The sequence below is a fragment of the Halobacillus sp. Nhm2S1 genome (genome assembly GCF_019599545.1).
Taxonomy (GTDB): Bacteria; Bacillota; Bacilli; order Bacillales; family Halobacillaceae; genus Halobacillus.
This window is the reverse complement of sequence record NZ_JAIEZV010000003.1, coordinates 189,356-211,579: the sequence shown is the minus strand read 5'-3', so window position 1 is coordinate 211,579 and position 22,224 is coordinate 189,356. Positions and strand designations below refer to the sequence as shown.

Annotated in this window: 24 protein-coding genes; 17 read left to right on the top strand and 7 right to left on the bottom strand. The window is 43.1% G+C overall.

Going from position 1 to position 22,224, the window contains the following annotated elements; all coding sequences use genetic code 11:
- Positions 1–5: 5 nt before the first annotated feature.
- From K2225_RS12850 to K2225_RS12830, 5 genes are all read left to right on the top strand, one after another.
- Entirely contained in the window at positions 6–1,352 is a 1,347-nt protein-coding gene (locus tag K2225_RS12850; RefSeq protein ID WP_220585133.1) for a GH1 family beta-glucosidase, read from the top strand.
- Between the two features lie 148 nt (positions 1,353–1,500).
- Positions 1,501–4,464 carry a carbohydrate binding domain-containing protein gene (locus K2225_RS12845; RefSeq protein WP_370632757.1) on the top strand — a complete coding sequence of 988 codons (2,964 nt, stop codon included), beginning with the start codon at positions 1,501–1,503 and terminating at the stop codon, positions 4,462–4,464.
- A gap of 226 nt (positions 4,465–4,690) precedes the next feature.
- Positions 4,691–5,707 carry an acyl-CoA dehydrogenase family protein gene (locus K2225_RS12840; RefSeq protein WP_220585132.1) on the top strand — a complete coding sequence of 339 codons (1,017 nt, stop codon included), beginning with the start codon at positions 4,691–4,693 and terminating at the stop codon, positions 5,705–5,707.
- Positions 5,708–5,782: 75 nt separating this feature from the next.
- Positions 5,783–6,136 (top strand): hypothetical protein, encoded by a 354-nt coding sequence (locus tag K2225_RS12835; protein ID WP_220585131.1) that lies wholly within the window; start codon positions 5,783–5,785, stop codon positions 6,134–6,136.
- Positions 6,133–6,450 carry a hypothetical protein gene (locus tag K2225_RS12830; protein ID WP_220585130.1) on the top strand — a complete coding sequence of 106 codons (318 nt, stop codon included), beginning with the start codon at positions 6,133–6,135 and terminating at the stop codon, positions 6,448–6,450. Before K2225_RS12835 ends, K2225_RS12830 begins: the two co-directional genes overlap by 4 nt.
- Positions 6,451–6,489: 39 nt before the next feature.
- Here the strand turns inward: K2225_RS12830 and K2225_RS12825 are convergent, their stop codons facing one another.
- Positions 6,490–6,996: a GNAT family N-acetyltransferase gene (locus K2225_RS12825; protein WP_220585129.1), complete on the bottom strand. Its 507-nt coding sequence runs from the start codon at positions 6,994–6,996 to the stop codon at positions 6,490–6,492.
- Positions 6,997–7,007: 11 nt separating this feature from the next.
- The gene (locus K2225_RS12820; RefSeq protein WP_220585128.1) at positions 7,008–7,982 is read right to left on the bottom strand and encodes a glutathione S-transferase family protein; all 975 of its coding nucleotides are present in this window, start codon (positions 7,980–7,982) and stop codon (positions 7,008–7,010) included.
- Between the two features lie 209 nt (positions 7,983–8,191).
- On the opposite strand from K2225_RS12820, the gene K2225_RS12815 reads away from it, so the two are divergent.
- Together K2225_RS12815 and K2225_RS12810 are read left to right on the top strand one after the other, a co-directional pair.
- Positions 8,192–8,758, top strand: coding sequence for an RNA polymerase sigma factor (locus K2225_RS12815; protein WP_220585127.1), 567 nt, complete (start codon positions 8,192–8,194; stop codon positions 8,756–8,758).
- Positions 8,751–9,554, top strand: a complete 804-nt coding sequence (locus tag K2225_RS12810; RefSeq protein WP_220585553.1) for an anti-sigma factor — start codon at positions 8,751–8,753, stop codon at positions 9,552–9,554. Before K2225_RS12815 ends, K2225_RS12810 begins: the two co-directional genes overlap by 8 nt.
- A 50-nt stretch (positions 9,555–9,604) precedes the next feature.
- On the opposite strand, the gene K2225_RS12805 is transcribed toward K2225_RS12810, so the two are convergent.
- Positions 9,605–10,207: a hypothetical protein gene (locus K2225_RS12805; RefSeq protein ID WP_220585126.1), complete on the bottom strand. Its 603-nt coding sequence runs from the start codon at positions 10,205–10,207 to the stop codon at positions 9,605–9,607.
- 288 nt (positions 10,208–10,495) lie between these two features.
- Here K2225_RS12805 and K2225_RS12800 point away from each other — a divergent pair, with 288 nt between their 5' ends.
- From K2225_RS12800 to K2225_RS12785, 4 genes are all read left to right on the top strand, one after another.
- A complete protein-coding gene (locus K2225_RS12800; protein ID WP_220585125.1) occupies positions 10,496–11,239 on the top strand; it encodes a L,D-transpeptidase family protein in 744 nt (247 codons plus the stop codon).
- Positions 11,240–11,532: 293 nt separating this feature from the next.
- Positions 11,533–12,033 carry a GNAT family N-acetyltransferase gene (locus K2225_RS12795; RefSeq protein ID WP_255574518.1) on the top strand — a complete coding sequence of 167 codons (501 nt, stop codon included), beginning with the start codon at positions 11,533–11,535 and terminating at the stop codon, positions 12,031–12,033.
- Positions 12,034–12,111: 78 nt separating this feature from the next.
- Positions 12,112–12,813, top strand: a complete 702-nt coding sequence (locus K2225_RS12790; RefSeq protein WP_220585124.1) for a hypothetical protein — start codon at positions 12,112–12,114, stop codon at positions 12,811–12,813.
- Between the two features lie 50 nt (positions 12,814–12,863).
- The gene (locus tag K2225_RS12785) at positions 12,864–13,403 is read left to right on the top strand and encodes a GNAT family N-acetyltransferase (protein ID WP_220585123.1); all 540 of its coding nucleotides are present in this window, start codon (positions 12,864–12,866) and stop codon (positions 13,401–13,403) included.
- Positions 13,404–13,532: 129 nt separating this feature from the next.
- Here K2225_RS12785 and K2225_RS12780 read toward each other — a convergent pair whose 3' ends face one another.
- Positions 13,533–15,491, bottom strand: a complete 1,959-nt coding sequence (locus tag K2225_RS12780) for an alkyl/aryl-sulfatase (RefSeq protein WP_220585122.1) — start codon at positions 15,489–15,491, stop codon at positions 13,533–13,535.
- Between the two features lie 261 nt (positions 15,492–15,752).
- Between K2225_RS12780 and asd the strand changes: the two genes are divergently transcribed.
- Entirely contained in the window at positions 15,753–16,538 is a 786-nt protein-coding gene (gene asd / locus K2225_RS12775; protein WP_220585121.1) for an archaetidylserine decarboxylase, read from the top strand.
- Positions 16,539–16,559: 21 nt separating this feature from the next.
- Here asd and K2225_RS12770 read toward each other — a convergent pair whose 3' ends face one another.
- Positions 16,560–16,736: a hypothetical protein gene (locus tag K2225_RS12770; RefSeq protein WP_220585120.1), complete on the bottom strand. Its 177-nt coding sequence runs from the start codon at positions 16,734–16,736 to the stop codon at positions 16,560–16,562.
- Positions 16,737–17,070: 334 nt separating this feature from the next.
- On the opposite strand from K2225_RS12770, the gene K2225_RS12765 reads away from it, so the two are divergent.
- Complete coding sequence (locus K2225_RS12765; protein ID WP_220585119.1) at positions 17,071–17,655, top strand: Crp/Fnr family transcriptional regulator; 585 nt, start codon at positions 17,071–17,073, stop codon at positions 17,653–17,655.
- On the opposite strand, the gene K2225_RS12760 is transcribed toward K2225_RS12765, so the two are convergent.
- Both K2225_RS12760 and K2225_RS20210 read right to left on the bottom strand, forming a co-directional pair.
- A complete protein-coding gene (locus K2225_RS12760) occupies positions 17,635–18,030 on the bottom strand; it encodes a DUF4386 domain-containing protein (protein ID WP_370632764.1) in 396 nt (131 codons plus the stop codon). The genes K2225_RS12765 and K2225_RS12760 overlap by 21 nt on opposite strands.
- Positions 17,939–18,355 (bottom strand): DUF4386 domain-containing protein, encoded by a 417-nt coding sequence (locus K2225_RS20210; protein ID WP_220585118.1) that lies wholly within the window; start codon positions 18,353–18,355, stop codon positions 17,939–17,941. The genes K2225_RS12760 and K2225_RS20210 overlap by 92 nt, the downstream gene beginning before the upstream one ends.
- A 247-nt stretch (positions 18,356–18,602) precedes the next feature.
- Here K2225_RS20210 and K2225_RS12750 point away from each other — a divergent pair, with 247 nt between their 5' ends.
- From K2225_RS12750 to K2225_RS12735, 4 genes are all read left to right on the top strand, one after another.
- Positions 18,603–19,100: a GyrI-like domain-containing protein gene (locus K2225_RS12750; protein WP_220585117.1), complete on the top strand. Its 498-nt coding sequence runs from the start codon at positions 18,603–18,605 to the stop codon at positions 19,098–19,100.
- Between the two features lie 123 nt (positions 19,101–19,223).
- A complete protein-coding gene (locus tag K2225_RS12745; RefSeq protein ID WP_220585116.1) occupies positions 19,224–20,039 on the top strand; it encodes a lipid II flippase Amj family protein in 816 nt (271 codons plus the stop codon).
- Between the two features lie 19 nt (positions 20,040–20,058).
- A complete protein-coding gene (locus K2225_RS12740; RefSeq protein ID WP_370632756.1) occupies positions 20,059–20,601 on the top strand; it encodes a P-loop NTPase family protein in 543 nt (180 codons plus the stop codon).
- 197 nt (positions 20,602–20,798) lie between these two features.
- Complete coding sequence (locus K2225_RS12735; RefSeq protein WP_220585551.1) at positions 20,799–22,160, top strand: copper amine oxidase; 1,362 nt, start codon at positions 20,799–20,801, stop codon at positions 22,158–22,160.
- Positions 22,161–22,224: the final 64 nt, after the last annotated feature.

Sequence of the window (22,224 nt, the reverse complement as noted above, 5' to 3'; positions counted from 1 at the left end):
AGGCAATGACAACGATTCAATTTCCTGACAAATTAAAATGGGGCGCAGCGACTGCATCCTACCAGATTGAAGGAGCTGCAAACGAAGGGGGACGCACCGCATCTATTTGGGACGTGTTCTCCCACACCCCTGGTAATGTGAAGAACGGGGATCATGGTGATCGCGCGTGTAACAGTTACCATATGTATAAAGAAGATGTGCAGCACTTGAAGGACCTCGGTGTCGACTTGTATCGCTTCTCGATTTCATGGTCACGCGTCATTCCTGATGGGACTGGAGAACTGAACCCAGAGGGTGTCGAGTACTATCGCAACTTGATTCAGGAGCTGATTGACAACGGAATTGAACCGATGATCACGCTCTACCACTGGGATCTTCCTCAAGTGCTGCAGGAAAAAGGCGGATGGGAGAATCGCGAAACGACAGAAGCATTCTTGGCCTATGCGAATGCGATGTTCCAAGAGTTCGGCGGTCAAGTGAAAAAATGGCTGACGATCAATGAACCTTGGTGTGCATCCTTCTTATCAAACTATCTAGGTATCCATGCCCCAGGAAAAACAAGTTTGCAAGCGGCCGTAGATGTTTCCCATCACCTGTTGCTCGCTCACGGAAAAGCGGTTCAGTCTTTCCGCGACCTTGTACCGGATGGAGAAATCGGATACGCACCAAATGTCGGTTGGCTTGAGCCTTACAGCCCGAATCAAGAAGATATCGATGCATGTAAACGTGGAATGATGTGGCAGAAAGAATGGTTTATGGACCCCGTGTTCAAAGGTACATACCCAGAAACTTTGGTGAAGTTGTTTGCGGAACACGACGCGACCTTGAACATGGAAGAAGGCGACCTTGAAATCATTTCCCAACCGATCGATATGATGGGAATCAACTATTATACAGGAAGTCTCGGCCGCTACAAGGAAGACGGAGGGTTGTTCCAAGTCGAAGAAATCGCTCTGGATGAACGACGCACCGATATCGACTGGCCGATCTATTCGGAAGGTTTTTATAAAACCCTTACGGACCTTCATCAGACTTACGGAGATGTCCCGATTTACATCACAGAAAACGGCGCCTGCTATAACCATGGCGTAGAGGAAGATGGAAAGGTGCACGACAAAGAACGTGTGGACTATCTTAAACAACACTTGACCGCTTTGAACCGCGCAATGGAAGCAGGCGTACCGATCGTCGGGTATATCGTCTGGTCCCTTCTTGACAACTTTGAATGGGCGGAAGGATATGAGAAGAGATTCGGAATTATCCATGTGAATTTCGAGACATTCGAGCGTACGAGAAAAGACAGTTATTACTGGTACAAAGACACCGTAGAGAACCACAAGTTTGAAAGATAAAATTTTTTGACCTTTAGGGAAACCGGTTTCGTTCTATTTATTATAGAAAGATACTCGTTTCCCTTTTCTTTTTTAAGACCTATGTCTTTATGAACCGATACTTCTTAGATTGACTACATACAGCTCAAAATTTAAAGGAGGAAACAGAGTGAAAAACACTTTTTATTGTTTGATCGTCCTGTTCATCGTTTTAGGAAGTTTTACCCCTGTTCATGCTGAAAAGTCAGATGGGAAAAAGGAAGAAGGAATGCAGTGGTATGAAGAAGGGCTATTTGACGGGTTGAACAACAAGAAAAATGAAAGCGCATCCATGAGTTATCAAGAATATGCCGTTGTGTTAAGTCATTTGTTTGGCGTGGATGAGAAAGAAGTCATCCAAAAAACAAAAGAAGCAACGGATGATGCGGTCAATCTGCGTTCTGCCACTAAACAAGAAACTGCGAAGAATATTTTTGCCGAATTTCTCCCTAACCAGTTGGAAGAACCACTTGATCAATGGGAAGGTTCGGACAAACCGCTGAAGCGTAAAGACCTCCTACGATTGGTAGATGGTTTCGTTGATGCCTATTATAACGAGACCGGAGAATTCAAAGGGCAAGAGGTCAAAGGGGATGCATGGATTAATGCTTCAGGCGTTACAATCTCTGGGTCTACCATTGATGGAGATTTGGTGATTGCCAGTGGCAAGGGCATCCGTTTAAATGAAGTCACTGTGTCCGGCACGGTTTATATCAATGAAGAGATTCAGAATCAAGTGTCCACTGTGAATTCAGATTTGAATCGTATTCTTGTCTATGATGCTTCTGAAAAAGCTTCCGATTGGTCGCTCGTTTGGAACGATGAATTTTTAGCGAATGAAATTGATCCAGATAAATGGACTTACGATATTGGAAACTGGATTGTTGATGAAAACGGAGATGGTGTCGCTGCTGGCTGGGGAAACAATGAGAAAGAATATTATACGGATTCCAGCGAAAACTCCTATACCGAAGATGGTCACTTAGTCATCAAAGCTAAAAAGGAAGAAGAACCGGTTACAGATAAGTTTGGAAGCTATGATTATACATCTGCGAAATTGAAAACCAAAGGTCTTTTCAGTAAGAAGTATGGAAAATTCGAAGCTAAAATGAAACTTCCTGAAGGTCAAGGGTTCTGGCCGGCATTCTGGATGATGCCGGAGGAGGATGTGTATGGACCGTGGCCGACTTCCGGAGAAATCGATATCATGGAAGCCGCTGGAGGCGACACGAGTAACATCGGAGGAGCAATTCACTACGGAGAAGAATGGCCCAATAACACGTACACAGCGAAAGATTATCACTTCCCTGAAGGAGAAGACTTTACAGACTATCATACGTATTCCGTCGAATGGGAACCTGGTGAGATTCGCTGGTATGTGGATGGCGAACTTTATCAAACCTTGAACGATTGGTTCAGTAAAGGGACAAATCAAGGAGATCAGTATGCGTATCCTGCTCCATTTGATCAGGAATTCTATATGATCCTGAACCTTGCCGTCGGCGGATGGTACGGTGGTGATCCAGATGAAACGACAGAATTTCCAGGCAAAATGGAAGTCGACTATGTGCGAGTATATGAATTGACGGGAAGAGATTACAGAGAGCCGGTCGAACCTGTCGTGGAAGAAGAGACACTTCCGGAAGATGCTAAGCAGCCACTAGAAGATGGGAACCTTATTTATGATCAGAATTATGAAAAAGAAATCAATGTCGTGGATGCTCCAGAAAAAACACTAGATCCAACCTATTGGAATTTCCTTAAGCTCCCTCAATTCGAAGGTGTAGGAAATCTAACCATTGAAGATGTAGATGGAGAAAATTTTGCGAAAACGGAAATTACAAATCCGGGGAATGCGCTGTGGTCTTTGCAGCAAATCCAAAAGCTTCCGGTTCTAAAAGGACACACGTACAAGGTATCGTTTGATGCAAAATCCAATACGACCCGGAACATCATGACAAAAGTATCCGGTGGAGCCGAAAGAGGCTATGCGAATTACTCCGGTGAACAAACGTTGGGATTGACGGAGAACCTTCAGTCTTATGACTACACATTTACGTTCAAACAGGATACAGATTTAGCCGCGCGTCTGGAATTCAATCTGGGTGGCAATGGAACAGCACCGGTATGGATTGGCAACGTACGTGTGGAGGATATTACCGATCAAGTCGGTGAGGACACTTCAAAGCCTGCATTGGGTGATGGCAACCTCATTTATAACGGTACATTCGACCAGGGGGATATGACTCGTTTGAACTATTGGGAACTGTCCTCGCAAAATAGTGCGGATGCGAGTGTAGTCGTACCGGAATCTTCTCGAAAAGCTGAAATCACCGTTGAAGAAGAAGGTCAGCAGCCCGGAGACATTCTTTTCTCTCAAGGCGGCATTCCGTTTGCAGAAAACCAGGAATATGAATTGACATTCGATGCGAATGCATCAGAATCAAGAGATATTCAAGTGGAAGTGGTCAGCGAAGATGGCTCTGTCCAGTACTTCAGTGAAGAAGCGGTTTCATTGACGAAAGAGGTGGCGGAGCATACGTTAGAATTCCAACTTCCTGAGGAGCTCTCTGGTGAAGTTGGCCAGCTGAGATTTCTTCTAGGTGGAGATAACGGGGATGTGACGTTAGATAACATTCGTATGATTCAAACGTCCGTCATCGTTGCTCCGATCAATTTCCAAAATGGTGACTTTTCACAAGGAATGGAACCATGGGGAAGTTATATACACTCTGATGCGAATGCGGATGTTAGCGTTGTTGATGAAGAACTGAAAATAGCGATCGAGAATGGCGGCAATGAAACTTGGAGTGTTTTAGCAGAGCAGGCAGGTCTTTCCCTTAGCAAAGGGGCTGCCTACACCTTATCTTTTGATGCTAAATCAACCTTAGCCAGGGACATCGAGGTTACTCTCGAAAACGCGGCTTATACGCGTTACCTCAGTGAGAAGGTTTCCTTAAATGAAGACATGGAACATTATGAGTTCGAGTTTGAGATGGTTAAAAATGATGTTACTTCTTTGAAATTCTTGATGGGACAAGTGGCAGATGCCCATGACATCTATATTGATAATGTAGAACTTGAAGTAAAGTGAAAATAGTAGACACGCTCTTCTTTAGAGGAGCGTGTCTTTTTTATGCGGGGATTGAGGTGGTCTTGATATGTAAAGAGGAGGGAATGACGAGGTCGAAGGAGAAAGTATACGATAAACGGCAGCCCTCCTGCTGGCGGAGGACCTGGCGAATCGAATCAAGGAGGCTGATTCTATCCCTGTCATAAGTGAAGATCTATTAAAGCTTGTTGAAAAGGATTCGAAGTTGATGGAGAAGAGGGGAAGTCTTGCACCCGAAATAATGGAGGAATTGTATCGTCAAAGCTCTTTTCAATTGTTGGTGCCAAAGCAACTTGGAGGAAGGATCTCAACTTTACCTGAAACATTGAAAATATATGAACAGGCCTCATTTATTGATGGGAATCTTGGCTGGTTATTGGCGGTATGTACAGGGAATATGTACCTTCTAAAATCGCTGAGAGAAGACATTTACAGGAAGTATTTATCGAATGATGACACCGTGCTATCAGGAAGCGGTTTTCCAACAGGATCTGCGAAACCTGTTCCTGGGGGCTATCAGATCAATGGAGAATGGAAGTTTTGTAGCGGGTCTGCCATCGCTTCGTATTTTATGATGAATGCAAAGGTAGACAATGGGGAAGGGGACACATCGACAGAAATTCGTAGTTTTATCTTTAAAAAGGAACAAGTAAAGGTCATGGATGATTGGAATGCCTTCGGCTTGAAAGCGACCAATAGCCACACCCTTATCGTTGAAGATGCATTTGTCAAAGATGAGTGGACGATGGCGTTTCATTTGTATGGATCCAATTATGAAGACCCGCTCTTGCGTTACCCATTTTTTCAATTCGCCAAATCCCAATTTGCGTCGATCAGTTTAGGCATTGCTGGAAAATTTATTTTAGAATCAAAAGTGATAGCAGAGAAATTTAAAGATGAGTGGAGGGAAAGCGGTCGCTATGATTTTGTCCTGAACAAAATTCAGGCGGCGGAAAAGAGACTGACCGATACGAAAAACTCGTTTGATCGAGTCATTTCTCGAACCTGGAATCTGCATATCCAAGGGGAAGAGCTTCCTGAAGTTCATTTGAAAGAAGTCAGTCAAGTATGTGAAAATGCAGCAAAAGAAGCCTTGAAATCAGCACAGTCAATCTATAATTACTTAGGCATCACAGCTGTGTTAGAAGATACAGTCATTAATAAAACCTACAGAGACTTGCATACGGCCTGCCAACACGGGTTAATTGTATCTTTTAGAGATTGATAATTAATAAGAGCAGCTGCCCATACCCTCATTAACGCCTGCACATAGGCTAAGGATAATGAAGGAAAGGGGCGATTGATTTGGATCGAGTCTATCATCACGGTCATGGCACCTTTATTCCAGGGTACGGGTACCATCATGGCCATGGTACGTACATCCCGGGGTACGGATATCACCATGGTCAAGGGATATATTCTCCAGGGTATGGATATGAACACGGGCACAGCTCCTACTCACCCGGATATGGTTACCACCAGGGCCATGGAAGTTATCATCCATGGCATGGTGGATATCATCACAGTTATGGTGGATTTTATTAGTCAATATTATAGAAAAAAGGAACTTTCCATGCAGGAGAGTTCCTTTTTTTATCGTCTTCTGCATAAGATGCTTGTACCTGGACTTTTGTGGAAGGTGGTGATGGTATGAGAAAGTTTTATCCCTTCGTTCTGCTTTTAGGTGTTTTTGCTTTTATCGGTTATATGGAATCTCCCAAGATGAAACCAGACGATTCCTTACATTACCCTGTCAGTACGGAAAAGAATGAAACAGAAGCGGTGACGACAGATGTGGAAGATAATTCGAAGCTGAGCATGGAGTTGGAAATGGTCCACGAGGGGACGAAAGTGGTGGATGGGGCGAAAGTAGAAGCCTATCGGGAATACGAAATCTATAAGGATCTCGAGGGGAATATTGTAAAAGAAGTCCCAACGGAATATTATAATTATGTAAGATATGAATGAAAAAAAGGTCACCTCGACATGGGAGGTGACCTTTTGGTTTCATATGGATCGCCAGAAAGCTTTCACGATAATCCCGTCATTGGCAGGTTCGAAGTCGTGTTGCGGCAGCCGCTCGAAGCCATAACGTTCATACAAAGCGATGGCATCTTTCATGAAAGATCCTGTATGCAGGCCGATTCCAGAATATCCTTTTGCTTTTGCTCTTTGGATACATTCTTCTATCAAAGCAGAAGCGATCCCTTTTCCGCGCGCTTGTGGGATGACCGCAAGAACACGGATTTCAGGATAATCCAGTTCATCCACATACCCCTCATAAGCGTCTGTCTTAGCTGGAAAAAGGGCGACGCTTCCTAGAATGTTTCCATTCACTTCTGCAACGATTAAATCCACGCCTGTTTTTTGATCAGCTTCAGAAGAGATCGCCTTCTTCAAAGCTTTCCAATGTTCTTCCGGAATAGAACTGATATGGTCTTCATAAGCCACAAGTCTTAGTTTTCGGACCTCAAGAAGATCCTCTTTTTTAGCATTTCGAATCGTAATGTGCATGTCGTTCTCCTTTAGTAGCGAAACTTATCTTTTGTCTTGCTTAATTTTTCACGATGATGAGGGGTTTCCCACCCGGACAAGTCAGGACCTTTAGGGAGGATCTTTTCTTCTGTTCGGTCTGGATTGATGGTGATTGATAAATGATAATGCTGCTTGATGGCATGAAAATCTGTGGTATCACCAAACCCTTCTGTCTGATACAGGTCACGGGCATACCCCCAAAGGTTGGGAAATTCACGAATCAGATTTCGATTTGTATTAAATCCATTGTAATAAGCCACATCAAAACGTGCAAGAGTTGTATAAAAGCGTACGTCCGCATCCGTAATATAGTCTCCTAGGAGAAAGCGATTTACAGATAAATGTTTTTCAAGCTCATCGAGGCGTGCAAAAAGCTGATCATATGCTTGTTCATAAGCATCCTGGGATTGAGCGAAGCCACATTTGTACACACCATTATTGATGTCATGGAAAATGACCTCGCTCCACTGGTCGATTGCTTCCCGCCATTCTTCTGGATAAAGATCAGGAGCCTCTTCTTTATGTAAAGGAGCCCAGACCGTTTCGAAATATGTGGTCAAGTTGAAATAATCATTGTTGACGGCTTTTTTCTTGTCAATATCGACCATCACGGGTACTGTGGGGCGCCCGTTATAGTCTGCATCTGCACGGAAGTAGACTTCACTTACATATTGAATTCCTAGTACTGGGTCTTTATGGTTCTCATCTAAAGAAAACTCCCAATCCACACGGTCAATTTGCGGGCGAAGAGGGCTTGCGGTTCCTAGACTGATTGAAGAATCAAGTCCAAGGATTTTCCGGACGATGACTGCACGGTGGGCCCATGGACAAGCAGGAGACCAAAGGAGACGGTATTTGCCGGATTGTACGGGAAGCTCTTCACCGAAAGGAGCAGTGAAGCGGTTCACCTGGCGTTTGAAGGAACCGTCCTGATCGATTTCTGCAGGTTTATTGTTCGAACTCATGGTACATCCCTCACTTTCAAGATCATGGATCGTTATCTTGTTTATCGCATGTTCTTCTTCAAGAATCAATAAAAATGCTTTGGTATTAGAAAATTTCAAAGGATAGGGTGATCCGATTGTTCATTTCTTTCGTATGCTTTGTGAAACGTGAAAGATCTCCTTTGAAAAGATATACTAGAGAGACATGGCAAAAATAAAGGGGAATTTGAATGAGCAAACCCACGGACTATGAGTTATACGAACAAATCCGTAATAAAGATAAAGCTGCTCTCGAAACCCTCTACAACCGATATGAGAAGTTATTATATTCATTTGCTTATCGAATGATGAAGGATCAGCAAGCTGCAGAAGAAGTGATGCAGGATGTTTTCATCAAGTTGTGGAGAGGGAGAGGAGCAGGTCAATACATGAAGGAGCGCGGCAAGTTTTCAAGCTGGTTGCTGACCATCACCCGAAATGCCTCCATCGACTTGATCAGAAAAAAGAAAGTCCAGGAAGTGGAGTGGGATCAGAGGGATTCAATGAATGAAGAAATGCCCGGTGTCGAGGAGGTCGTCACAAATAAAGAAGAACGCGACCAATTGCGTAAAGCCATCGATACTTTGCCTGATGAACAACAACGCATGATCTGCCTTTTTTATTTCCAAGGATTATCGCAACGGGAAATCGCTGAAAGATGTGACATTCCCCTTGGTACAGTCAAAGGACGGGTCCGGCTCGCATTGAAAAAATTGCGCGAGCATTTGGATGAGAAAGGGGGGACCACCGATGAATGACAAACAGTGCGAGAATGTTCTTGATTACTTGAATGACCAGTTGAGAGAAAAAGAGCAAAAAGAGTTCGAACAGCATTTACGGGAGTGTCCCGAATGTCAGAAAGAAGTTCAGGAATTAGAAAACCTGATGGGAGATCTTCCTACCTATATGAAAGAAGCGACACCTCCGGCTGGCATGAGAGAACGTATATTAGATGGTGTCTTCAATGATGAAGAAGAAAATGGATATGAAGCGGAAGAAAAACAGACGCCGGTCCTCTCACCTAAAAAGCCGAACAAATGGAAAGTTTGGACTGGTGCGCTGGCGGCAGGTCTTCTTTTATCCGTAGGTGGAAATATATTCGCTGGCCTCCAACTTCAGCAGCTTTCTTCACAAAATGAAGATTTGGAGTCGAATCTTTCTGACCTTCAAGTGGCTTTATCTGAACTTGAAGATCGTGAAAGTGAGGAGGGTGATACGGTGACACCGACCAAGCGGACGCAGCTTGCATCAACAGGTGAAGCCGGATCCGGAGTTGCGACTTTAGTGGATCGAAACATCGGTTCTGAACTGCTTGTCCAAGTGGAAGAATTGAGTCAGCTTGAAGGGGAGCAGGTCTATCAAGTCTGGCTGATCGAAGGTGAGAATCCTGAACCAGCAGGTGCATTTACGACAGATGGCGAAGGGAATGGTGCGGTGACTTTCCGGATTGATGAAGAAAATCAGAAATCTTGGGATGCCATCGCCATCACCAAAGAACCACAACCCAATAACCAGCTTCCTGAGGGAGAAGTTGTACTACAAGCAGAACTATAGGGAGTTTTAAAGAGGCCGGCTCATGGAGCCGGTCTCTTTGTTTTAATGATTTATTCTGGTTTTCTTGCCCATATATTCACTTGTAAATGAGTAACCATCACTTTTATAGTGGGTTCTTCTTTCCCATTGATTTTCTTTGTATGTTTTGGAATGGGTAAATGAAAACCGAATTGGTCCCCATCCTGATTATCGAATCCAGAAGAGCCAGAAGGAGACCCCTCAATAGTCTTTCCATTATACATGGCTTCAGCTTTTGCTTTGAAATGAGAGGTAAGGCCGTTGTTACTCCGAGCATGTTCCAAACCAGAAACTAATGTCGCGCCATCCGCATCATAACTCCCATTTGAACTGAAAATGACTTCGTATCCTGAATCACTACGTGTTACTTTCGTTACATGAATTTGATTCTCACTATCCTCAAACAGCACTTTTCCTTCGTTACTTTCTAAATCATCCACATTGATTTCAACTGTATATTCCCCCTCCAGAGGAAAGGTCTTATGATAGAAATCATTCATGTTTCTCGTTACATAGCTGATTCCTTTAGATTGTAAATGGAAGCCTTCGATGAACCGTGGAACCAGCAGGATGCCGACGGCGATGATGGCAATGAGGATGTATAGCGTATTCAACTGAAATAGTCTTCTTATCAAGGGTCTTCCTCCTCATAAAACGGAATGATCGTCCAGTAAGACAAAACAATCCGGAATTCTTGTGTCTATTTTACCATAAAATTACAATTTATTTATTTCAAGTAGGGAAATCGGTTACGTTTTGGGATTACGTCTTCCTTTACTATTTTCAGTTTGTTGAACCCCTGAATAAGTCGCTTATGCTACTTGAAAATTTATATATTTCGACAGCCGAGTTCGACAATGATTTCCTCAATCTCCGGAGTATAATGTTTCCATATCAACGAAGGAATTGATGGAGGAAAGAGGATGCTGTTAAAAAAACTTGTATTTGTCCTGGGGATTGTATTGTTGAGTTCTTTTTTGATGACAAGACCGGCAGAGGCTGCTGAGAAGGAAGCCATCATTATTAACAAAAGTAATAATCAACTGGCTTTTTATGAAAATGGGAAACTGCAGAAAGTCTTTCCTGTAGCAACAGGAAGAACGAGAAATATGACACCGGAAGGAAAATTTACTCTTGTAAATAAAGTTAAAAACAGGCCATGGTATAAAGAAGGAATCCCCGGGGGCGATCCAAGGAATCCTCTAGGCGCAAGATGGCTTGGGATCAAAGTACCTGGCGACTGGGGTCATACCTCAGGGAATGTTTACGGAGTCCATGGAACCAATCAACCTTCTTCCATTGGAACTTATGCGTCCAGTGGCTGTATTCGAATGTATAATGAAGATGTCATATGGCTCTTTGACCGTGCGGATAAGAATATTCCCGTTTATATCACAAGTTCTTCCGCATCATTTACGGCATTGGCGCAAAATTATGGAGTGGGATCCACTAAAGCAGTCGCAGGATATGAATTCTTCAATGAAACGCTAAGGTATGGGAGTAAAGGAGATTCAGTGGCTATACTTCAAAGAAAACTCAATATTACAGATGATGGGATGTTTGGTCCGCAGACCTTAAGAGCAGTGAAGAAGTTCCAAGCATCGAAAGGATTAGTAACTGATGGGATTGTTGGTCCAAAAACAAGAAAAGCGTTATTCAATAAATAGTTGAGAGAGTCTTTTTAGTAAGGAGCATCCTAGACTTTCAATCACATAGGCAGGAACTTTTCCATTAATCAACTATATTCACTACCCTTTTCAGAAGCTAAGTATTCCTTGGAATGCTTAGCTTCTTTCTTTATGAACAGCGGCGATAGGACCGAACAGCCGAGAGAGCAGGAGAGGGAGCTTAAATCATTGCTTTTTCATTTTTTTGTAACTTTTTACATAATAAGGTCGTCTTATATTGGAGAGGGACGGTAATTACGCTTTCTTAACAGAAGTAATATTAGGAAGGGGAGATGGATTTGTTATCTACAGACCGGACAATGATGAAAGAAATTCAAAGCATGGATTATGAAGAGGTCAAAGAACTCTATTTGAATCCAGTGGTTAGGAAGTACCTTGGAGGACCGCGGGAAGAGGATTGCTTGGATGCACTCTTCGAAGGGATGCAGACATCTGATGTAAACGCTCTCTATTTAGTGGTTCGTGAAAAAGGAACTAATCATTTTATTGGGTTCGTTTCACTTGATCCTTATCATGACGGGGATAATATCGAGCTTTCTTATCAATTCCTGCCTGTTTGGTGGGGGAAAGGATATGGTTCTGAGGTTGTGGAAGAAGTCGTAGACTATGCTTTTAGTGAGCTGAAACTTCACAAAATCACCGCCGAAACGCAGATGGCCAATGTGTATTCCTGCAGGCTTTTAGAAAAAACAGGGATGAAACTGGACAAGACCCTCGTCCGCTTTGGTGAAACACAATGTTTATACTCTTTAAGTCGAAGTGACAGGCGTTGATCTACATAGACTTTTGAACGATGGTGAACGAAATAAATCGTGGCACCTTATGAGTTGATAAAAGAAAGGAATGACAATATGAAGAGTTCAAAAAAACACTTATATATTCATCTGATTTTAACCTTCATTGTAATCGTGACTGTTGGATGTCAAGACATAAAGGGAAAAGAAACAACTTTAATTACCAGTGATGATGAGTCTGGTGTCGACCAAGGAGCAGCAGAGACGGAGTCAACGATAAACGATAGTGATCAAACAAAATCGACCGAAGAAAAGGGTGCATCTTCAAAAGGGTCCGGGGAAGACGGTGCAAATACTGTCACCTCAAGTGAAGAGAATTCTAATCAACAACCAGGAGTGGAGAAGGTGGATTTGAGTTCCTACACATCCAGTGAAATAGAATGGGCAAGAGTTTGGCATCAACTAGCTCCACACCAACAGATCGACAAGATGTATGTTAGAAAGATTCCTGCTGGCAGTCTAATTAATCCTAACCACGAAGAGAGTGCTGTCTATCCTGAGGATGTGGTTCAGTTAGAAGGGACTCGCTTAGTCGATGGAGCCGTCACTTATAGTGGTAATGGAGATGGTACTGTGAATGTCTACAATGTACCTGCCCGGTGGAATGAGAAGCTGAATGGGGAAGTGGATATAGTGGAGATTGAAAAAGTGACGGAAGATGTAATCAAAAGCACCAAGCAAGTGGAGATCGAGCCTGTTTCCAATGAGGACATCATAGAGCTGATTAAAAAGATAGAAACCGTCCCTCCAGGACAGTGAATTGCGATAAGGATCTTGCTAAGAAGAGTATAAGAGAAAGGGGGGATTTCATGCTATTTGAAAATGATGATTTAATCGTCAGGAAACTAGTGAAAGAAGATTGTTATATATTATCAAAGTGGCTTTCAGACCCTCGAGTACTTCAATATTATGAAGGGAGAGATCAGCCTTTTAATCTGAGTAGAATGGAGAGTGAATTTATATCCTCCGGGGATGAAAAGACTCAGGACCTTGTCCTTTATCAAGGGGTGAAAATAGGATATATCCAATTTTATAAGTTAGATAAAGAAATGAAAGATCAATATGGGTACACGGATCAAATCATCTATGGAATGGATCTATTTATTGGAGAAGTGATGTATTGGAACAAGGGGATCGGCTCTTTGCTTGTTACGTCAATGGCTGGTTATTTACTTGAGAATCAATGTGCCGACAGAGTGGTCATGGATCCGCAGGTAAGAAACGAGCGGGCTTTAACCTGTTATGAAAAATGTGGTTTTAGAAAAGTAGAGCGACTTCCAGGCCATGAGCTTCATGAAGGGAAGTTGGAAGATTGTTGGTTAATGGAAATCCAAAAGGAAAGTATCTGATAAATTAGGGAAGTTAAAAGTGAAAAAAATAAGAATCGTGCAATGAACGTATCCTTTATCAAGCGTTCCAGAACCGGAACTAAAAGAGGCAGGTTCTTTTGGAACTGCCCCTATTTCCTGTGTGAATGTCTAACAATCACTGATTCTTTTTCTATTCAGAGGCGTCATAATCGGGAAGTCTGTGTCTATTTGATCTAAAGCCCATAAGAACTGATGCCATTTCTGAATATCTCCTATGACTTTGATGGAAGAAGGGGAAGGTCGGTTGTTCGTGGTCGCTAACTCATATAGGGTTTCTTTGCTCATGATGACCTTCACTTGGCCCTCTTTTAATTCGTTAGATAAGTAACGGAAAATACCTCTTTTGATTTCCGTTAAGGCTTCTGCCTTTCGATCAGGAATAATGAAGTTTAATTTGAAATCATACTCTCCGGCAATCAACCCGTTTATACGGATACTTAACATGTTCAACACTTGTTCAAGGGTCATCATATCGAGAACTTCTGTTGTGATGGTAGACTGCTGAATTGGAATGATTCCGTACCGCAGTTCTTGTGCTCCCATCAGGTATTCATTGCGCCAGGGACCAGATTCTGCGATGTAGCCAAGCTGCTCCAGAGCGTCCGCACAGAGGTATTTGGCTTTCTTATTAGAAGGGTTTGCGAAGATGACGTGCTTGGTGACTTCAGCCACCCATTGGTAATCGCCTTCTCTAAAGCTTTCTTTTGCTTTTTTGATGACTTCATCCTCTCCACCCATGAAATCCACATATTTTTTTGAGGACTCTTCAGGGAGGAGCTTGTTCAAATCAACAGGATTTCCGTTATACCATCCCATATACTTTTGGTACACTGCTTTAGAGTTATGGTTGACCGTTCCGTAAAAAGAGCTGTTAAACCACTCGTCTTTTAAACTTTCAGGAAAAGTTACCATTCTTCCTACTTGATCGATGGTGTAGCCTTGATTGATCAACCTTAGTGTCTGATCATTAATATATTGATACATATCCCGCTGTTTTTCCATATAATCGATGCAGTATTCTTTACCGTGCCTTGGCCAATTATGGACTTCAAAAACAGATGTCATCGTGTCTCCAAATAGTTCAATGGCCTGCTGAATGTATTTAGCCCAGGCGACGGGATCCCGCACTTCAGCTCCGCGTAATGTATAGATATTATGAAGCGAAGCTGTACAGTTCTCTGCAATACACAGGCTCTTTTCTTCAGGAATATAAGTGTTCATTTCAGCGGGTGCTTCTGTATCCGGGGTAAGTTGGAATTGCATTCTTACACCATCAATGACTTTCTCGACATAGGGTTCATTCTCTAGAGGTGAAATTTCTTCAGCAGAATTAACCAAAGTCACAACACCAGTAGACACATACTTTCCGATGCCACTGTCTACTTGACCTTTTTCCCCTCGGGGCAGCACCTCGCCATACATGTAAAACCCTCGTCTCGACATGGCAACACCTGCGGTTACATTCTCTTCCAGGGCTGCACTTAAAAATCCGCTTGGTGCATAAATTTTCACATCATCCGTGGTGCCGCTATTAAGGACGCCATCCACACCGCCATAATGATCGACGTGTGAATGAGAAAAGATGATGGCACTAACCGGAATTTCACCAAAATAGCTGTCAATCAATTCAAAAGCGGCTTCTGCTGTTTCTCTGCTGGTAAGACAGTCAATTACAATCCAGCCAGTCTTTCCGCGGATGATACTCAAATTAGCTAGATCGTATCCTCTCACCTGATAAATGTTTTCTGTCACCTGAAAAAGGCCGGCGTTTAAATTCAGCTTTCCCTGATACCATAGTTTTGGGTTTACGGATGGAGGAAGTTTGTCTTTCAGCAGGAATTCATAGCGTTTTAAATCCCAAACAGGAAGGAGCGAGTCATCTGGTTTGATTACGGGGAGGGAGACGGTCTTCAATGCATTTCGTGCCGCCCACTCTTGTTCAATCTTCAGTTTTTCCCAGGGGATGTTCTTTTTTATTAATTCATTGATTTTCTGGGTCTTTCTCGTGGCATCCTTGCGTAAAGGGGTGAATATTGGCCCCTTCTTCTCCTTATCGTTTTGTTCCATGAGATGTCACCTCCATGACCTATAGTATTCAGGTGGAAATTCCTCCATTCATGGTTATGTAGGCTGGTGCAGATGTAGACAACCTTTTAAAAGATGGGGTACTGATTATTGTTAATGTTATCGCACTCATCATGTAAATGTTAATTTCTGTTATGTGGTTTAAAATAGCATGCCATTAAGTGGACGTTTTCCAGATGTATGAAAATGGGAATGATAGATGGTATCGAATGAAGACAGTTGAAGTTGTGTGGAGGGAGTTTAGTGAGAAAACATTTGTATCGAGGGATCATAAGGTTGCTTAATTCAAGAAGGGTGGGCAAGTTTATTGAGGGAGCCAGTCGTGCTTCAGTCACGAGGTGGTTGGTGCCTTTTTATGTGAGAATGTTTGGAATTAGAACGGATGAACTGGAAAAACAACTGAGAGAGTACAATTCATTGCAAGAGTTTTTCGTCAGAAGACTAAGGGCAGAGGCACGACCAGTTCGGGGTGGTGAGGATGAAATGATCAGTCCTGTTGATGCGAAGGTGGAACAGTTTGGTGAGGTACAGGATACGTTGATAAAAGTGAAGGGCCTTACTTATTCCATCCAGGACCTGCTGCAAAATCAGGAGATGATCATGAGATATCAGAAAGGTTCGTTTCTTGTATTGTACCTCAGCCCGAAAGATTATCACCGGATTCACTCTCCCGCCCATTCTGTTGTAGAAAAACAGTTTGAACTTGGAGGAACCTCTACTCCTGTAAACAAGTGGGGGTTGACTCTAGGGAAATCCCCGCTAACGACTAATTATCGAATTGTCACCGAATTAAAACAGAAGGATGGGACGTATCTCGCTCTTGTGAAAGTAGGGGCGATGTGGATCAATACCATTGAATTGACTCACCCCCACTCCCGCCTCAGTAAAGGAGAAGAAGTCGGCTTTTTCAGCTTCGGGTCAACCGTGGTGCTCTTGTTCGAAAACGGGAAAGTAAACCTTCACCCAGATTTGAAAAGACAGGGTTTCGTTAAAGTGGGAGAACCAGTGGCCAGAAAAAACATAGTATAGATGGGAATTTTTGAATGGGAGTCACTGCTTTTCTTCCTGTTCTTGTTGCTTTTTCTGTAATTCTAACTTTTTCTCTTCCAGTTCCAGCTTTTTTTCTTCAAGCTCCAAAGTCTTCTTTTTCAAATCGTAACGGATGACAAAATATAAAAAAATAAATGTCATTCCAACAATAACTGAAATAAATAGAAACAGGTCCAAACTTAGCTCCTCCTATATGAAAAATTTCACAGCATCGAGCTTGTATCTTCGCTTAATAAAATATACGTAAGAGTCGTTGTATCATACTCATTGTATTAAACGAAACCTTTCCGTAAGTTGGATGGGGAACTGTAAGCGTCAAAAGTCACCGTCCACTTGAAGAAGAAGGAGGGATAGAACCTACACAATTCCATCCCAACGTTGTTTTCCACTAATGATCCACCTTAACACAGCCTTCCTTTCAGAGCCAAAGCAGATGGAGCATCTTCCTATAAGAGTCTGAACTTGCTATATTCTTAATATGGAAGAAAAAATGACGGAGAGGAAAGGTTTTATGAAACAGATCCTCATCAACTATATGAAAAAGTATTCTGATCTGAGTGAAGCAGAATTAAATAAAATGGCTTCTGATGTCACCATCGTTCCTTACCAGAAAGGGACTGTATTATTACAGCAAGGAGAAATCCCTGCTCAATGTTACTTTATTTTAAAAGGCTGTATCCGGAAGTACACCGTGAACGAATCAGGAAAAGAAACGACCGTCAATTTTTATACAGAGGAACAGAGTGTGACCATCTTCAATCAGCATGCCGCGGATCAGGTTTCCAAGTATTCATTAGGGTGTGTAGAGGATTGTGTCTTGGTCGTTGGGGACTTATCAATGCAACAAGCTGTGTACGACGAAACCCCTGGCCTGGAAACCATGATCCTTAAAATGATAGAAGGCGATATGGGGGCCATGCATGATGATTATGCTGCGTTCATATCTTCCACTCCCGAAGAACGGTATCAATCCCTTCGTGAAAGAAGGCCGAATTTATTAAAAAGGGTACCGCAGCACCAGCTGGCAAGCTACCTAGGGATGACCCCTGAATCCTTGAGCCGAATCAAAAAGCGATTAGGAAGCTCCCAAATATGATGGCCGAGTGCTGGATTTGACTTTGATCCCTTTGACTAACAGCCACATCCCGAATCCTAATTCGCCCATCATCATCGGAAGGCTAAGGATGGTCTCGATGGCGGCTGTTGAAGTTTCATACTGAGGAAATGCCTGGTACATGGAGTGGATCAGTAGGTAGCTCACACCAGCTAAGATCAATAAGCCACTCAGCACCTTCGGAATGAAACAAGCTTTGGAGGCTGCAATCCCCGCCATGATTAAATGGATCCCGAATACGATTAACCCGAGGGACCATATTCTCTCAAAACGAAGAATGTTGTCCATCACCTGTACGGCTGCCCCTGAATCGCTTTGAATGACTTGGCTGACCTTCCATAAGTGGAAAACAGCTATGGCAAGAATGATGGTATAGAGGAGGCGGAGAACTCCTGCCAATAAGGCATAAAAAGGGATGGACAGGTTTTAAAACCTTGTAAAAAGCCCAGGTTACAATAAGGTCTGTGAAGATAATCACCAACCAGCCTCCAATTCCTAAATGAAGTAAGGAAAGAGAGGACTGTAAAAGGTCATACGTTCGATTAGCATCTTCCTGGATCACCAACGAGCTATGGACGTAACCATAGGAGAAGAAAGCGGCAAGGGTCATGAAAATCAAACTTACTCCAGCGATGATGGCTGGTTGTCGTTGGAAATCTTCATTTTTATTCAGTTTTTTCATCAGAATCAGGATCCTCCTTGTTCGTTTGATTGTATTTTACCTTCTCCTAAGAAACATCACATTGATTTAAGTCAATGAAGTTATGAATTCTAAAGTTTTCATTTAGAGTCTTATTGAAGGTTTGGTCTCAACATGCAGGAATATAAAGATGCTTGGAGAAAAAGTTTTATGAGGAAAGATTTCCTAAGGAACATTGTCTATATCTTTCATGGAGTTAATCATGTTGTCACTATTGGAGGTGAAAAAAATGGATCCGAAAATTATAGCACTAGAGGAAAAGAAGTTGATCGGAAAATCGAAGCGGATGTCGTTAGAAGAAGACTCCACTCAAGAACTTTGGAAAAGTTTTATGCCGCACCGTCAGTCGATTTCCCATCGAACTGATGAAATGCTCTACAATCTTAAGGTTTTCGATCAGGGGTTTGGCCCTAATAGTTTTAGTTCTTCCACAACTTTTGTTAAATGGGCGGCTGTGGAGGTTGATCGAATAGACCCTGAAGAACGGCCGGCGATGGAAACCCACCTTTTGAGTGGTGGTCTTTATGCGGTCTTTCTGCATGAGGGGCCCGCCAGTGAATTCAACCATACCCTGCAATACATATTCAAAGAGTGGCTGCCCTCTTCATCGTACGTCTTGGATGATCGGGAGCACTTTGAACGATTTACGGAAGATTATCGTCCAGCTGACCCTGAAGCTGTGGAGGAAGTATGGATACCTGTTAAATATCAGGGTGCAGAGCATTAAGAAGCACAGCACAAGGAAGTGCAGGAGAAGAGTGTCATTATACTAGTGAAGCCGGATTGGAAATCTCAATTCACGTCTTCCTCTTAGGGAAGACTCTCATGCGTAAGGATAGGGAGTCGTTGTATGGAATTCATAACAGAGAAAGTCCTCTATATCGCTTTGTTTATTCTGGTCATTCATACCATTGAAACACTGGCCTATGCGGTAAGACTGTCCGGAGCTAGAGTAGGTTTAATCGCTTCCGCATTATCTCTATTCAATTTGATGGTCATCGTCTCAAGAATGGCCAATATGATGCAGCAGCCGTTTACGGGGAGTTTGATTGACACCGCTCCCGCGGCAGATCCTCTCTCCTTTGTAGAAAGTCAATACAGGGTCATTTTGGGAGCCTCCACGGTGGGGACGATTCTCGGGATGATTCTACTTCCGACCTTTGTGGCCTTGTTTTCACGGTCAATCATTCGTTTATCAGAAAAAGGGGGATCGATCCCTTCCTTGTTTCGGATGCTTTTTTCCATCGAATACATAAAAAGAGGGTTGCACCAAATCCACCTTCCCAACAGAAAGTACCTGAAGGGTTTTTCATTGGACCATATCCCGAAGCGGTTGTTTTTCATCAATATGATTGTGACATCGATTTATACCGTGGGTGTTTTGTCAGCATTGTACGCGGCCCTGCTGGTTCCAGAAAGAGCCTCTACAGCCATCATGGCTTCTGGTTTGATTAACGGAATCGCCACTATTCTATTAGTCATTTTCGTTGATCCTAAAATCTCCGTCATGGCCGATGATGTTATTAATAAAAAGGGAGATTATAGCAAACTGAAAAATGTATCGCTTATGATGATCACATCCAGACTGTTCGGAACGCTTTTGGCGCAGCTCGTTTTCATCCCGGGTGCAAAATACATTGCCTGGTTCACAAAGTTTATCGTGTAATGGGAAAAGGGGGAGTTTGGTGGGAGACATAAAGAAAATACATATCATCGGTTCGGTTGCGAGTGGGAAGACGACATTGGCAAGAAAGCTATCTGGAGAATTGAACCTTCCTTATCATGAGCTGGATAATGTCGTTTGGAAAAGGCACCAGTCGGGCGATATTCGAAGAACAGAAGAGGAGAGGTCCGAGTACTTGAAGGGTATTGTCGGGATGGAAGGATGGATCATGGAAGGTGTCCACAATGAGTGGTGGGTGGAAGAAAGTTTCCGTCATGCGGATGTCATCATTTTCCTCGATACGAACTACAATGTCCGGACTTACCGGATTATCAAGCGGTTCATTTTACAAAAGTTACGTTTGGAGAACGCTCATTATACACCTACCTTCCGAATCTTCCTTAAGATGTTCAAGTGGAATAAGTATTTTGAAGAAAACGGGAAACCACACTTTTTTCAAGCTTTTGAGGAAGTTCAAGATAAAGTGCTCAAGGTGAGTACAATTAAAGAGTTGGATCAGAGACTAACTTCTCTTCGATCGAATTCTTCCGTAGAAAATAAGTGATGCAGCTTTTGAAAGCGCCTATGGAAAGCCACAGGAAAATGGTGGTTTTCTTTTTTTATGAAGAAATATTTGTTGATATAACAAGGGTTGTAGCCTTTTTAAAAACTTTTTTTGTTTTTTTGTGATCCAAAATGAATCTCCTCTCGTTAGCTTAGTGAAATCAAAATTAAGAGGAGTGGTTGGAAATGAAAAAACAAATCAATTGGAAAAAGTCTTTGATCGCTTTGCCGATGTCCGCAGCACTTATGTTGCCGACAGCCACGGTTACGTTTGCAGATGATCATGGAGATCACAATCAAAAAATGTCAGATGTAACGGTATCAACGCCGGCTGCTGATTTACGCGCAACCCTTGATCAGTCCCTTTCCGAGCACGCCTACCTTGCCGTAGTGACCATGCAGAAAGGAATAGAGGGAGCTGAGGATTTTGATGCAGCAGCGGCTGCCCTTGAAGGTAATACACAAGATCTGACCGCAGCGATTGCTTCCGTTTATGGAGATGAAGCAGGACAGCAATTCGAATCCATGTGGTCGGAACATATCGGATACTTTGTTGATTACGTAAAAGCGACAGCGGAAGAAGATGAAGCTGGACGTGAAGAAGCGTTAAGCAATTTGGACAACTATCGTGAAGATTTCTCCATGTTCTTGGAGACAGCAACTGATGAGCGTTTAGAAGCATCCGCGTTGGCTGAAGGCCTTCAAATGCACGTGAATCAGCTTGTCGGTGCTTTTGACAATTATGAAGAAGGGGACTTTGATGAAGCCTATCAAAAACTTCGTACAAGTATCGATCACATGTACGGAGTAGGAAAAGGTCTATCCACAGCCATCACCGACCAATTCCCGGATAAATTCGAAAACACGAACCCGGCGACACCAGCCGCTGACCTTCGTGCAGACTTGAACCATTTGCTATCTGAACACGCAGCTCTTGCCGTTCTTGCCATGCAGAAAGGCGGAGATGGTGCGGAAGACTTTGAAAATGCCGCAGCTGCGCTCAGCAATAACACCGAAGATCTTTCTGCAGCCATCACCTCTGTCTATGGAGAAGAAGCGGGACAGCAGTTTGAGGAAATGTGGTCTGAACACATCGGGTACTTCGTCGATTATGTAGAAGCGACAGGTGCAGGAGACGAAGAAGCAAAAGAACAGGCCCTGACCGCTTTGGACGGCTACCGAGCAGATTTCTCCCAGTTCCTTGATACGGCGACAGAAGGTGGACTAGAAGCAGAAGCGACAGCAGAAGGTCTTCAAATGCATGTCAACCAATTGACTGGGTCTTTCGACAGCTATGTAGAAGGTGATTTTGATGCAGCCTACGACCAGCTTCGTGAAGCCTATGCTCATATGTATGGAGTAGGTGAAGGACTATCAGGTGCCATCGTAGCGCAAAACCCTGAAATGTTCGCTTCCAACATGCCTTCTGAAATGCCTAAAACCGGTCTTGGTGGAACAGCTGATGATGGAATGAATGCTTGGATGATTGCGTTCGCAAGTATGGCCGCCGTCTTATTCGCCACAGCGATCGGAATACGCAAAAGCAAAAACAATGCCTAAGAGGTAATTACCAAATATTCCTACCCCTGGTCATACAGATATTTCCAGGGGTAGTTCATTATAG

Coding starts and splice junctions, on each gene's coding strand:
- K2225_RS12825 (WP_220585129.1), bottom strand. CDS start 6,996: ATGCACATTACGATTCGAAATGCTAAAAAAGAGGATCTTCTTGAGGTC.
- K2225_RS12820 (WP_220585128.1), bottom strand. CDS start 7,982: ATGAGTTCGAACAATAAACCTGCAGAAATCGATCAGGACGGTTCCTTC.
- K2225_RS12765 (WP_220585119.1), top strand. CDS start 17,071: ATGAAACAGATCCTCATCAACTATATGAAAAAGTATTCTGATCTGAGT.
- K2225_RS12780 (WP_220585122.1), bottom strand. CDS start 15,491: ATGGAACAAAACGATAAGGAGAAGAAGGGGCCAATATTCACCCCTTTA.
- K2225_RS20210 (WP_220585118.1), bottom strand. CDS start 18,355: ATGAAAAAACTGAATAAAAATGAAGATTTCCAACGACAACCAGCCATC.
- K2225_RS12795 (WP_255574518.1), top strand. CDS start 11,533: ATGGATTTGTTATCTACAGACCGGACAATGATGAAAGAAATTCAAAGC.
- K2225_RS12810 (WP_220585553.1), top strand. CDS start 8,751: ATGAATGACAAACAGTGCGAGAATGTTCTTGATTACTTGAATGACCAG.
- K2225_RS12850 (WP_220585133.1), top strand. CDS start 6: ATGACAACGATTCAATTTCCTGACAAATTAAAATGGGGCGCAGCGACT.
- K2225_RS12840 (WP_220585132.1), top strand. CDS start 4,691: ATGGAGAAGAGGGGAAGTCTTGCACCCGAAATAATGGAGGAATTGTAT.
- K2225_RS12790 (WP_220585124.1), top strand. CDS start 12,112: ATGAAGAGTTCAAAAAAACACTTATATATTCATCTGATTTTAACCTTC.
- K2225_RS12815 (WP_220585127.1), top strand. CDS start 8,192: ATGAGCAAACCCACGGACTATGAGTTATACGAACAAATCCGTAATAAA.
- K2225_RS12745 (WP_220585116.1), top strand. CDS start 19,224: ATGGAATTCATAACAGAGAAAGTCCTCTATATCGCTTTGTTTATTCTG.
- K2225_RS12800 (WP_220585125.1), top strand. CDS start 10,496: ATGCTGTTAAAAAAACTTGTATTTGTCCTGGGGATTGTATTGTTGAGT.
- K2225_RS12830 (WP_220585130.1), top strand. CDS start 6,133: ATGAGAAAGTTTTATCCCTTCGTTCTGCTTTTAGGTGTTTTTGCTTTT.
- K2225_RS12750 (WP_220585117.1), top strand. CDS start 18,603: ATGGATCCGAAAATTATAGCACTAGAGGAAAAGAAGTTGATCGGAAAA.
- K2225_RS12785 (WP_220585123.1), top strand. CDS start 12,864: ATGCTATTTGAAAATGATGATTTAATCGTCAGGAAACTAGTGAAAGAA.